Below are 13,559 nucleotides of genomic sequence, written 5' to 3' on the forward strand. Positions count from 1 at the left end.
CAGATTTATCGGCAGAATAGCAATGGCATTATCAACCATATCGGCTTTTTCTTTCCAGGACTTTTCCATTATTTTGAACCCCGGCAGATGACGTGACGCATTAAATATGTCCACATCATATTTGTCCCAATTTTGCAAAGGTATCCAACTATATCCCCATGTATGCTCGGCAACCATACCAAGTTTAACGGCATAATCAATTGCCATGTCGCTGTTTTTGTCCAATTTCCCTGTTTGCAGCCACTCCGCATAAAGCCTTGACAGGGCGCGGAAACGCGACATCATGACCGGAGAACTTGCGTAACCGAAAATCCAAGTGTCGCCTATTTCGGACGTAAGTACCGGCATTTGAGCGGTCATGCTACTCAAATCTTCTGCCACAGCACTGAGCGTGGAACCAAATACTCGTGCATTGGGATACTGTTCGCGCAGTTTACTGTAAATTGATTTTACCTGTTGTAGCGTATGGGGACCACGATTGTCATGGGTAAAATTGATGGAAACAACCGTTTTTCCGTCGGGCAGAACGGATGTTTCACCATACGAGTTCTGGTACATCAGCACGATTTCTTTCCCGTCTGTATTCCGCCATCTGCAAAAGGTCGGTACGGAGGGTATGGGCGCACAGTAATTCAAACCGATATGTAAGAAACGGAAGCCTGCATCGTAAAGGGGAGTAACAATACTGCGCGTATGTCCCGGCACATCGGTCATTTTGGCGGCAATCGTCTTTTTGCCGAATTGTTTGTCAAGACGGTGCGACAATTTCAACATCCCTTCAAAAAGAGGGAGGTTGGCGGACTCCGATTCAATGGTATAAGGTATGCCGACCCATGCGAAATCACCTTCTTTCAGTGCCTGTTCAAACTTTTTCACTGAATCGGGCGGAGCCTGTTTGAGATAGGTATCTACCAGCCACGTGCCGGTTGTCCATACATACCTGTCTGCACTGCCTTCCGCCTTCAGTGCATCATTCACGGCAAGGGCTTTGGGGATATATTCCTCAATAAACCGCTGTTCTATTTTCGTTGCAAAATCGGTATAACCGATGTCAAGGTGCGTTTTGAAGATGACGTGCACTTTTGTTACTTCCGGATTCGGTTGCCCGAAACACATTGTGCCAAGCATCAGTCCAAGCACCATACATACTTTTTTCCTGTTCATTTTTATAACTCCTATTATTAATTATTATAACTTTGCTATTGGAAACATGCTTATCCTGAACTTGGTGCAACCGTAAGGCACAAGCACGATATCCGTTTCTTTGCCTCCTGTCACTGCTTCTTTGGGAAGCGGGAGAATGGAGGTCGGTCGCCAGTCAAAGGCGGCGGCTTTTACAGTCAGCCTGATGGGAGCATCCGCAATTTGCCAGCTCCAATGTTCGGGCATTTTTGAGAACGCGGGTTTAATGGAGCTTGCGTCTTTTGATATTAAAGCATACTTCCATTGCTGGTCGGGTGCCTGTTCGTTCGGGCTGATGTCTTTTACCGGAAGGGCAAACAATAAGGGTCCGTAATAAACGGTTCGGAACGGGCTGTTTATCTCTGTTTCCTTTGCGATGGGTCTTCCGGAGCTGCTTCCATGAATGAAATAATTCTCACGAGGGAAAGCCGTTTCCCTGCCATCGACCACTTCTATCTGCATGGGGAATTTCAAATCTATTAAGTCCCCTTTCTTCCATTTTCTATCCACTTTTACAAAACCCGACTCGCTGTTGTTTGCAGCAATCGCTTCGCCATTGACCGTTATGGTCGGTTGTTTGCACCATTGAGGAATACGCAGATAAAGCGGGAAAGCACAAGTCTTGGCAGGCTCAACAGTCATTCGGATATTTTCCTCAAACGGATAAGCGGTTTCAGACGTGATGGTGAGCGGAACATTTTTGGCTACCACTGTTTTGACAATAGACGGACCGTAAAGCGTTGCCGCTATGCCCTTGTCTGTGGTCGCCATCCAACTGTGCATGATGTAATTGGGGATGGCACGGGTGAGATTGCCCACGCAGCACAACACATCGTGCCCCAGCGGGCGAAAGATATAGGGGTCGCCGGTTCCACCATCGCCCGGATGTCCGGGGTTTTCAGCCGGTAACACGCCTTCGATGCGATTGGGGCTTTGATAATACGCCATTGTTTGATAGTCGCGGGCTGCGGGAACGGGCGCCGCGTTGAAAAAGATTTTTTCGATGCGGTCGCCTAATTTGCCTTTGCCTGTTATTTCGTATAATTGCTGGTACGACCATGCTGAGCAGGCAACATTGCAGGTTTCCGTATTCCGTGTGGAACCGATGCCTGCCACCCATTCCTCAGACGAAGCAATGCCGAAAGGCAGCCCATTTTTGTCATCCAACCAGTGGAAATACGTTTGAGTTGCCTTCAATAAATCGGGATTGTTTGTCCAGGGGTACAACATGGCGGGGATGCGCAGATTTTCATACACAATCACGCCGTGTCCGTTGATACAATCTCCGTTGCACCATTTTTGAACCGTTTCTTTTGTTTCTTCCGATTCAGCCATAGTCCGAAGGATGTCTAAGATGCGTTTGTCGCCGCTTAATTCGTAGGTGGCAACCATCGGGTCAACATTGGTACAGCCCGATACACGACCCTGCGCATGAGGAACGGAAACCAAATCGAATTGCCCGTAAACCTTTGTCAATGCCTCTAATATGCGCGGATTTCCCGTGGATTCATAATAAGCAACTAAAGCGCGCCCCATGTGCGAATGTGCCCAATTATTGAACCCGCTCGTTCTGAAATCCACGTCCTGCCAGTAAATAAAGGATTTCCCGCCATTCAGCACGCCATCAACGACCATGTCAAGTCGGCTTGATATTTTATTTATCAGCGCGCTGTCGTTTAGAATATACGCCAGCCGGACTGCGCCGTCCAACCAGTACGAAGCCTGTTCCAGCGACCATCCCATACCGGTTTTTGGGTCGGTGCCGCGTGCTTCAAAACCTACTCCTTTCCACGCCATTCCATAAGTGACGCTCCATTCGTCCAGATGTCCGGTGATGCCTTGCGAAGCCAGTATGGCCTCGTCCTTTATCCAGCCTTGCGGATGAATGGCTCCGGCGGGCAGGGGAATAAATGCCGGTTTTACTTTCAATGAGGTGTCATTGATTAGAAAATCACGTTTGTTCAAAAAAACAAGCTCTTGCTCGTTGAGCTTCGGGTTGCACGAACACAAAATAACAGCGGATGCCGTTATTGACAAAACAATTCTTTTTTTCATCATTACAATATTTTATTTTTATTAATATTATCTTTTAATTATTTTACGAAAGCTTTTACCATCAGTGCTATCTCTTTTCCTTCATTTTTAATGGTATACGAACCTGCCGCCGCCGGAATCACAAACGTTTCTGCATAATTAAAACGCTGTTTCATGCCTTGCGCGGTTTCCACGATTACGGAACTACCTTCCACCAACATCCAAACATGGCATTTGTTATTGGTTTCGATAGTAATTTCTTTGTCGAACGAATAGCGGTGCACATCGTAAAAATGGTTGGCATGAGTGGGCAGGTGCTCTACCGTGTAGCGGTCGTTGGTGTCCAAGACGCAGGGTTGGCTGATAAATTCCCGCTTTATCCGGTCGCCTTGACGGTCGAAATAGGCGTTTTTCATGCCGTGCTCAATGTTGATGGGGCGTGGCTTGCCGTCGAGGTCGAGGCGCACCCAATCATACATTTTGAAGGTGAAGATGTAGGGTGCGCTGCTTATTTCGAGCACCAGATTGTCTTTGCCCGAAGCATGAATGGTGCCGTTTGGAATCAGGAACAAATCGTGCTTTTTTGCCTTATGCTTTTGTACAAAACGTTCTATATCAATCTTTTTTGCCGTTTTTTCACTCTCTGTCAAAGCGTGGCGAAATTCTTCGGGATGGATGCCATCCTGAAAGCCCAAATACACTACCGGTTCATTTTTGCAATCAAGAATATAGTAGGTTTCGTCCTGCGTGAAAGGCATCCCAAACTCCGATTTTATATACTCCGGTCGCGGGTGGCATTGCACGGAAAGGTTGCCGCCGTCGAATGTGTCGAGAAAATCGAAGCGGATGGGGAAATCATACTTAAACCGTTCGGCACAATCGCCCAGCACTTCTTTGTAGTTGTTATACATCAGAAAATCGAAGGAAACTTCCAAACGGTAATCATCGCTTTCAAACATGAGTCCGTTTTCCAACACCATCAATTCAAACGACCATGCCAGGTTTTTCACGTCTTTATTCAAACCGTCTATCCGGTTTTTCATCCACGTGCCGCCCCACGCACCCGGCTCAAACCAGGGGCGCACCCGAATGTAATTTTTGCTCATCGCCGTCAAACCGTCCCGCAAGTCTTTCCCCTGCATACACAGATAGTTATCAGGGCGTTGCCCATCCACAATCCAATCAATATGGGGCAAAATCGCTGCTTTGTGCTTGTTTAATACATGCCAATCCACAAAAAATGCCCGCTTATACATAATTCGCCCGTCTTCCGGCTTTTCGGCACCCAGATTGTATGCCGCTCCCGCCCGCATCCGAAACTGCAATTCATTTTTCGGCAAATCCACATAGACTAAGGGCGCATCCCATCCGGCTAAGGCGGCACCGCAACCTGCCAAAATGTTAATATCGACACTCGAATCGGGTTGCAGCCGCTTCAATTTATCCTTATCAAACCAATCCGCCAACTGTTTATCTGTCATTTTTCCAAAAATGGAATCGGCTTCACCCATAGAGGGCGCAATCATTTCTTCTATTTTTTCCGGCGCGAGCAACGCTGTTTCTACATGTTGCCAGCGGACTTTTTTGCCCTGCCGATGCAGTTCAGCCTCTATTTGTTCCACCAAATGGTTCCAAAAAACGCCCATATAGCCATCAAGCACAACCGTTTTTTGTCCGGCGAGCCATTGGCATAAATGCGCGATGCCGACGTGTATTTTGCCGCTTCCCAAAGGAAAAGCAGGATAAATATCATAGCGTCCGGGGGTGGTTGCAGCTGCTTTTGGAGGAGCCAAATACTGCTCTGTTTTTCGCCACGGATTGGGACTTATGCTGTCCTGAACGGATTTTGAATACTCTTTCATAACATTTCTTTTACTTCCAATCATGTATATATGTGTGTACATATAAAACAAGGGTACAAAGGTAAAACATATTTTTGAATCCACCAAATCTTTTCTTTGTCTGCGTCTGCGTCTGCGTCTGGTCTGCCGTCTGAAAGAGAAATCTGAATCACTTGATATTCACTGCGCAATTTCTCAGATGTCTGTATCCCGCGGGCGCACCGGGTGCGGTTGCTCCGGATTTATTGCATAAAAATAGGTGGATTGTGCCTATTTTTCCCTAACTTTGCGCGATTTTTTACGACAAGATGAATATTGCAGCCCTTGTTTCGGGAGGAGTGGACAGTTCTGTCGTGGTGCATCGGCTCAAGGAAGCCGGCTACGACCCTGTGATTTTCTATATCAAGATTGGTATGGAGGACAAAGCCGGTTATGTCGATTGCCCGGCGGAAGAAGACATCGAAATTACAACCGCGATTGCAAAAAAATACGGTTGCCGGATGGAGGTGGTGTCGCTGCAAGAGGACTATTGGGCAAATGTGGTGAGCTACACGATTGATGCGGTGCGGCAGGGTTTGACACCCAATCCGGATATGATGTGCAATAAGTTGATTAAATTTGGCACCTTTGAGCAGAAATGGGGGCACGCTTTTGACACGATTGCGACGGGGCATTATGCGACTACGACTGTTGTAGGCGGCAAAACATACCTTTCCACAGCAGCAGACCATGTGAAAGACCAGACCTATTTTTTGGGGCAGGTCGATTATCTGCAAGTGTCCAAATTGATGTTCCCCATCGGGCATCTGCAAAAAAGCGAGGTGAGGGCAATTGCTGCGGCACAGGGATTGCCAAGTGCACTGCGCAAAGACAGCCAGGGCATCTGTTTTCTGGGGAAAATCAACTACAACGATTTCATCCGCCGCTATTTGGGCGAAAAATCGGGCAAGATTGTTGAGTTGGAGACAGGTAAAATCCTGGGCGAACACAAAGGTTATTGGTTTCACACCATCGGGCAGCGTCGGGGGCTTCAATTAGGCGGCGGACCGTGGTTTGTAGTCAAAAAAGATGCCGAAAACAACATTATATATGCCTCCAAGGGCTACGAACCGGAAACGGCGTATGGCAAAGTGGTGAACCTGCAAGGCTTCCATTTTATCACACACGATCCGTGGGGCGAGTTTACAGACGAAAAGCGCATCGCTTTCAAAATCCGTCACACCCCCGAATTTACGTTCGGAACGCTCCAACGCATCGGCGACATCTACCGCATCAAGTCGGAAAACAAGATACAAGGCATTGCAGCAGGGCAGTTTGGGGTGATTTATGATGAAGATTGCAGGCTGTGCTTGGGGAGTGGGATGATTGTTGAATAGTTATGAGTTATGAGTTATGAGTTATGATGAAACAGATATTATTAGTTGGTTTAGGCGGTGGGGTGGGGAGTATTTTGCGATTTCTTGCTTCCAAGTGGTTGATGCAGAGTGATAAATGTGGTTTTCCGTGGGCTACGTTTCTTGTTAATGTGCTTGGATGCTTGCTGATTGGGTTGCTGATTGGCTGGTCGCAGAGGCACAATGCGTTGGATGCCGATATGCGGGCGTTGTTGGTTGCCGGATTTTGCGGCGGGTTCACCACGTTTTCGACTTTTTCATTGGAAAATGTGCAACTGTTTCAAACAGGACAATACGCCACGCTTGTGTTGTATATTTCTGCAACCCTAATCATCGGCTTAGCAGCAGTCTACGCAGGACTTTCTCTTAGAGTTTAGTTATTAGAGTTTAGAGTTTAGAATTTAGTTATTAGAGTGTAGAGTTTAGAGTTTAGTTGTTCTAACTACACTCTACACTCTACACTCTAAACTCTAAACTCTACACTCTAAACTCTAAACTCTAATAACTAAACTCTAACTTTTGAATTATTTTTATTTCTGCTCGGCGGTTTTTTTGTCGGTTTTCTTCGGTGGTGTTGGGGTAGAGGGGTTCTGAGGTGGATTTGCTGATGGTGCTTACTACTGTTTGGGTTGGGATGCCGTTTTGCAGCATGTAGGCTTTGACGGCTTCTGCGCGCTCTTTTGCCAATGTCATGTTGTGCTCCTCTGTTCCTATGTCGCAGGTGTGCCCTTCGATAACTATTGTTATATCGGGGTATTTTTTCAATATGCGTATGTCTTCGTCCAGTTGCTTTTTGATGGCGATTATTTTTTCGTCCAGGATAACTTTTATTGTGTCTAACAGTTCGGATTTGTCAAATTCAAATGTTAGTGGGCGTTCCAGTTTCTTCATATCTCTCATTTTTTCTATGCGTGCCGGATTTGTTATAGTCCTGCGCCTTGGCACCACTTTGGTCGTGTCCGAGCGGCCGGTTGGGGTTGGGGTTGATGTTGAGGGTGGGGTTGATGTTGGAGTTGGGGTAGGGACTTGACCGGGAGGAACACCGGTCGATGAAGATGGTGGTGACAGTGTTTCCGATGTTTCCGATTTTTTGAGTTTTCTCTCTTTGCGTCCGAATGCCAATGTTACTCTCATGCCCACGGAGATGGGAATCGTGCTATTGAACGGATTTTTGCCGCTTGTTTTGGGGACTATCACACCGGGGAATTGATAGTCTGCATCCTTTCCTTCCGGGTAGTTGGCGTTGTATTCAATGGATAATGCATTGCTGACTGTGACCAATTCATTTATTATCCCATAATCAATATAGAAGCCTGTGTAGAGCCAGTTGCCATTTTTCATATCCCGTTTGAAGCCTGTTTCGGCGGACAAAAAAACTGCTATAGGCCGTGTTGTTATCTTACCTTTGCTCTCGATGTTTTTGTGCACAAACCCCATGGTTTCAGGTGATTGGATGGGTGTGTCCCAAAATGTGCCCGATGTTTGCACTTCCTCCACGCGATTGATGTACTTGCTATAGAGCGGAATCCCGACTTTGGGACCTAATTTGAAGTAATATTTGTAGGATTTGTTGTGTTCACTGACATAACTTTCATATTGCAGCATGACAGGAATATTGGCAAGAAGGAGGTACTGCTGTCCGGAGAAGTCTTTGGTGGAGTATGTGAAATCAAAATTACCGTTTCCACCAAACTCGGCGATGCCATCCGTACCATCATTCGCCTGAATGGTGCCGGTAATGCCCGGCAACGTGTTTTTGCTTCTAAAGAGTGCCACGCTCGCACCGATGGCTATGCCCCAATGGGGGTGGAAGAAGTAGGTGTAGCCGCCACCCACATCGCCCCCCAATGCGGGTCGATAGCTATTAAAATACCCAATCAGCGTACTCAGTCCGACTCCGGCGAAAGCGGACCATTCAGGAGGATGGGGAAACTTGGATTCTGCAGAATCCGGCACCGATTGAGAGCGCGCATCGTTTGCAAAGAACCCGACAAGCATGACGAACAGTGCAATATGTAACCGTCTTTTATTCATTCTACCGTCACTTTTGCAGATTTTTCACCTGCTTTCAGAAGATATACACCGTTTTCGGACGGTATTGGTATGGTGGCGGATGGCGGCATTTGTGGTGTCGCGGCTTGCCATGTCCCTACTACACGACCGTTGAGGTCGTAAATTTTGATTTCTTTCGCATCTTCCGGGATGCCGTCAATGGTGACCGATTGACCTTTGAGGGCAGGATTGGGATAGATTTGCAGGGGGGCATCAACAGGGTCCTCCTGATGGAGTTTTACCTGTCCGGGTTCCGCGCAGGTATGCAAAATCTGTCCGTCATCGGTGTAGAGAGTGGCTCTGTAGATGGCGTTTTCCTTCAACAGGTTGGTATGGTGATTGGCTCCTGCCGAATAATACAGTCCGGAGGGGAGTGGCGTGTCATCTTCAAACCAATCGCACTTGCTAAATTTGTAGCCATAAATGTTGTCGGTTTTTACAATCAGCACGTTGTTATACCTCATTCCTATAACGGAATCCCACTGAACAGGGCTGTCTATATATAAGGTGTAGGAAACGGAGTCGATGAGGCTTTTGAGGATGTAGGTGACGGGGTGGATGCCGGGGCGACTAATATCAACCGTGAGGCTGTTGCTCTCTGTGAGGTTGCCGCTCTCGTCCTCAAAGAAAACCTTGGTGGTCGAGTTTTTGGGCGTGAGCGTTACGACCGCTTCCGTGATGCCGCACTCTGCTGTATAGTGGGTGGTATCGGATTGGGTGCTGTTGGGTATTTCAACATTATTGTCTTCTGTCGGGTTGTTTATGACATACAACCATCCGGGTGTCGCTACGACTGTGTAGTTGTTGGAGATCCCCTGTATTACAGGGAGGGGGTAAGTACCGACGGAGCGGTCAATTGTTGTGTCAAAATCAATTGAAGAGGGCATAGAAAAATCGTTGTGCGTGGCATCATCGTCGTATTGCCAGCCGTCATAAAGGAGTTCCGGCTTCGGTTGGTTGGGTCTGCCATGAACCCATACCATATCGTCTGTTCTTACAACGAGTATTGCCGGACGTATTGTCAGTTCTCGTGATACCTCAACGGCTTGGTGGTAGTCGGCATTCGATGCACGATTGGCTCTGATGGTTGTTGTGCCGGCTTTTTTGACAGTTAATGTGCTGTCGTTTATTGTTGCTATATCCGGGTCATCGACTGTGTAGGTGACCGGTAAGTTGCTGTTTACTGTCGCGGCGAGTGTTATGGCAGTGTCGCCATAAGTATAAGTGAGTGGGTGGGTCCAAGTGACGGTTTGAACGGCTTTGCTTACGGTTACACTGCACACTTTTTCCCACGACCCGCTACTGCTTTTAACGTGTATTGTTGTGCTACCCTCACTCATGGCTGTTATCATCCCATTTGCATCTACTGTCGCAATGAGCGGGTCTTCACTCCACCATATTTTACTTTGCTCGGTTGCATTCAGCGGCTCTGTGGTTGCTATCAACCGCCTTGTCGGGTCTTCTTGCATGATTGGATGTATTGCTGTGCTATCTATATTGAAGCCGATTATGTGTATGGAGTCCCATTTGGCATACAATGTGGTGTCGCAAGATACTGCATCGGTAGCAAAATCCCACTCCTGCGTGTAAGTCGTATCTGTGTACCAGCTGTCAAAGTCGTATCTATCGCGTGTGGGAGGGGGAGGTTGCGAAACCAAACTATCGGGGGACACCTCTGTAACTCTACCGGGGGTGCCATCACGCCAATCAAATGTTACTTTGCATTTACCATCCGGCAAAATTTGAGAAAATTTTGACCATTCAGGGTGTTCTCTGTATGCTTTGAGTGCCCCCGCCGCTACTATAAGCGTGTCTGTGCGTGGGGAGGCATTGCGAAATTGGCTGCTGTATGTAATTGATTGTGGCGTGCGATTGCGGTTGATAACCTTAGTCAACACCGGACAATCAGCAAAGGCAGAGTTTCCAATTGTTGTCAAATTCGACGGGATAGTGATTGAAGTTAGAGCAGGAGACTGTGCGAATGCGAATTGCCCAATCGACGCCACATTCTCGCCAAACCGAATCGTAGTAAGGGCTGTCTTCCGAAAGGCATAATCACCTATGGTTTTAAAATTTGTGATCTCAAGTGGGAAGTTGTTTAATGAGATACAGCCATCAAAGGCACGTGTCGGAATCGTTTCTATAGAACGGGCACCCGTAACTGTGGTTAAGCCGGTACAATCAGCGAATGCAGAATTTCCAATACTTCGTACGCCATCCGGAATGTAAATGTTAGATAATGCATAACACCAATGAAAGGCATCACTTCCAATGCTTGTCAGCGATCGTGGGAGGGAAATGTCCGACAATATTTCGGCATCTGCGAAGGCACTATTCCCAATCGATTCCAAATTAAGAGGTAATGTGACATTTTTTAGACTTCTGCAACCCGCAAATGCATAATGGCCAATGTTTTTAATACCGGCACTTATGACTATATTTGCAAAATCGGTGCGTTTTTCAAACCACTCTACAGCGCCTTGTTGGTAATCTTTCATCTTCTCTCCCGTTCCGATGATGTAGAGGGTATTCCCATCGGTATTCCTTTCAATATAAGCTCTGATGTCACTTTCGAAACCGGCAACACCGATGAGCCAAGGCTTGTCACTTGTGCCTTCTTGCTCTTGTGCGAATGCTGAGTTACAGGCAAATAGCATGAGCATTATCAATGTGATGAGCTTTTTCATCTCAAAAAAAATTAGTGTCTTTACGGCTGCAAATATACAACAAAATTATTGATTGGCGCAAAGGGCGTTGTTGAGAGCTTTGATGGCATCTACATAGCGGTCACGGGCAATCACAAACTGCATATTGACCTGTTTGAGCGACTGCCCGAAACATTCGATGTTGATGTTTTGTTCGCACAATGCCTGAGCACAGCGTGCCAAAAAGCCCGGATAGGCGATGTTTGACCCCATGGCACACGCGATAGCTACCGGCTTGACAGTCAGACTGTAAACCGATTTTTCCATTTCGCTCAGCATGGTGTGCGTGGCGGCGTTGTCCCACACCACCATCGTGATGCTGTTGGCATTCGTGGATTTGAGGATGTAGCTGATGCTGTGTTTTTGCATCAGTTGCATGATTTTTAAGTCGTAACCCACTTCGCCCACCATGAGAGGGTCGTGCACCTCAAAGGCTATCACGCGGTCGGTGCCGGACACAATTTCAACCTTGGGGGTAGGGGAGATGTAGTCGGTGGAAATCAAAGTGCCCGGATGGTCGGGTTCAAACGTGTTTTTGATGCGGATTTTCACGCCCGCCAATTCCAGCGGTTTCGCCGCTTTGGGGTGGATGGCTTCCATGCCCACGTCTGCCAACTGGTCGGCGACCATGAAGTTGGTGTTGCCCACGGGGATGGATTTGTCTTTGCCCACGAGTTTGGGGTCGGCACTGGAGAGGTGAAATTCCTTATGGATGATGGCTTCGGCGGCTTTCACCTCTACCGCCACTTTGCTGAACGTGACTTCCGAATAGCCGCGGTCGAAGGCGCGCATGATGCCTTCCGTGCCTTTGGTGTAACCTGTTGCCACACAGAGCGTTTTGGAGAAGTCGATGCCTTCAAATGCCTTGTGGATGCGCTCGTCAATGGTTAGTTCTTCCGAGTCGTTGAAGCCGCAGAGGTCGATGAAGGTGGCTTTGATGCTGTTGTTGTTCAGGATGTTGACCGAGTTCCATGCAGAATGAGCTTCGCCTAAGGAGGCAAGTATCTCACGGGCAGCCAGGTAGATGCTGCTTTTTTCGACATAGCCGGAGGTCAGCACCTGATTCATGGATGTGAGGTAGGTTTTTGCCTGTTTGATGCGGTATTTGATGAAGCTGTTGGCTTCGGCAAGGTTGAGCCCGATGGCTTCAAAGCCTTGATTGAGTACGAGTAGCCGCTCGTAGAGCTCGTCCAACGCCGATTCGTAGTCATCGTTTTTGGCGAACTTTTCATACACGCCGGGTTCGCCCGTCTTTTTGTGTTCGAGCAGCCAATTAGTGACGTTATTGTACGCCGACACCACAAAGATGCGACTGTACATGGTCGCCTCTGTGCGATTGCGTTTGACGATGTTGTTCAAACAATCCTCGAACTGCGACATGCTCGTGCCGCCGATTTTTTCTACTGTTATCATTGCCTTTTTTTTCTGTCTTCCATGCGGCAAAGGTACGGAAAAATTTCTTATGTCGAATAGGAGGTTTTTTTTCAAAAAAAAATTGGTAATTAAAAAAATAATACATATCTTTGCGGCCAAATTATTTTTCATTCACTAATAAGAACAAAAAATTTAATAAATTAAAATTTAATAGATATGAACAGAAAACTTAGAATGGGAATGGTCGGTGGTGGAAGTGACGCCTTTATTGGTGCTATTCATCGCTTGGCCGCTTTTATGGACAACCAAATCGAACTGGTTTGCGGTTGTTTCAGTATTGATCCGGAAATCTCGATTTCTTCGGGGAAATCGTATTTTCTCCCTGAAAATCGGATTTACAAGACGTATCAGGAAATGTTTGAAAATGAAGTCAAACTTCCGAAAGAAGAACGGATGGATTTTGTCACCATCGTTACGCCGAATGCCTTTCATTTCGAACCGGCTATGTTGGCGCTCAAAGGTGGCTTCCATGTAGTTGTGGACAAACCCATCACTTTCAGTTTGGAAGAAGCCAAATTGTTGAAAGCGAAAGTGGAAGAAACCGGACTGGTTTTGGCATTGACGCATACCTATTCGGCTTTCCCCGCTGTGAAAGAAGCCAAAGAACGCATCGCTCGCGGCGACATCGGCAAAGTGCGTAAAGTGTATGTAGAGTATCCCCAAGGCTGGTTGGCTACCCGCATCGAATTAGAAGGCGGAAACAATGCCGGCTGGCGCACCAATCCCAAACTGTCGGGAAAAGCAGGTGCTATGGGCGATATAGGAACTCATGCCTGGCATTTGGCCGAATATATTTCCGGCTTGAAAGTGACCGAGCTGTGCGCCGAAATCAAAGCCTTCGCACCCGGACGACCCATTGACGACGATGGCGCCGCCTTGTTGCGGTTCGACAACGGCGCTACCGGCGTATTGTTCGC

The 13,559-nt window shown here is 47.4% G+C and carries 9 protein-coding genes; 3 read left to right on the forward strand and 6 right to left on the reverse strand.

Going from position 1 to position 13,559, the window contains the following annotated elements; all coding sequences use genetic code 11:
- The 3 genes from ASC50_RS01980 to ASC50_RS01990 all read right to left on the reverse strand — a co-directional run.
- Nucleotides 1–1,164: DUF5054 domain-containing protein (locus ASC50_RS01980; RefSeq protein WP_158648280.1), on the reverse strand; the 1,164-nt coding region annotated here is incomplete at its 3' end.
- A gap of 24 nt (nt 1,165–1,188) precedes the next feature.
- On the reverse strand, nt 1,189–3,219 hold the full coding sequence (locus ASC50_RS01985) for a beta-L-arabinofuranosidase domain-containing protein (protein WP_158648281.1): 2,031 nt from the start codon (nt 3,217–3,219) through the stop codon (nt 1,189–1,191).
- A 56-nt stretch (nt 3,220–3,275) separates the two neighbouring features.
- The gene (locus ASC50_RS01990; RefSeq protein ID WP_055432170.1) at nt 3,276–5,078 is read right to left on the reverse strand and encodes a class I mannose-6-phosphate isomerase; all 1,803 of its coding nucleotides are present in this window, start codon (nt 5,076–5,078) and stop codon (nt 3,276–3,278) included.
- A gap of 287 nt (nt 5,079–5,365) precedes the next feature.
- Here ASC50_RS01990 and mnmA point away from each other — a divergent pair, with 287 nt between their 5' ends.
- Nucleotides 5,366–6,433, forward strand: coding sequence for a tRNA 2-thiouridine(34) synthase MnmA (gene mnmA / locus ASC50_RS01995; RefSeq protein ID WP_055432164.1), 1,068 nt, complete (start codon nt 5,366–5,368; stop codon nt 6,431–6,433).
- 23 nt (nt 6,434–6,456) lie between these two features.
- Complete coding sequence (crcB, locus tag ASC50_RS02000; protein ID WP_055432165.1) at nt 6,457–6,828, forward strand: fluoride efflux transporter CrcB; 372 nt, start codon at nt 6,457–6,459, stop codon at nt 6,826–6,828.
- 121 nt (nt 6,829–6,949) lie between these two features.
- Here the strand turns inward: crcB and ASC50_RS02005 are convergent, their stop codons facing one another.
- The 3 genes from ASC50_RS02005 to ASC50_RS02015 are packed head-to-tail and all read right to left on the reverse strand — an operon-like array spanning nt 6,950 to nt 12,621.
- Entirely contained in the window at nt 6,950–8,485 is a 1,536-nt protein-coding gene (locus ASC50_RS02005) for an OmpA family protein (protein ID WP_082592033.1), read from the reverse strand.
- Nucleotides 8,482–11,190 carry a leucine-rich repeat protein gene (locus ASC50_RS02010; RefSeq protein ID WP_055432167.1) on the reverse strand — a complete coding sequence of 903 codons (2,709 nt, stop codon included), beginning with the start codon at nt 11,188–11,190 and terminating at the stop codon, nt 8,482–8,484. Before ASC50_RS02010 ends, ASC50_RS02005 begins: the two co-directional genes overlap by 4 nt.
- Before the next feature lie 45 nt (nt 11,191–11,235).
- Nucleotides 11,236–12,621, reverse strand: coding sequence for an aspartate kinase (locus ASC50_RS02015; protein ID WP_055432171.1), 1,386 nt, complete (start codon nt 12,619–12,621; stop codon nt 11,236–11,238).
- Nucleotides 12,622–12,798: 177 nt separating this feature from the next.
- Between ASC50_RS02015 and ASC50_RS02020 the strand changes: the two genes are divergently transcribed.
- The coding region (locus ASC50_RS02020) for a Gfo/Idh/MocA family protein (protein ID WP_226995335.1) at nt 12,799–13,559 on the forward strand (761 nt) is incomplete at its 3' end.

Source organism: Candidatus Symbiothrix dinenymphae (assembly GCF_001431085.1).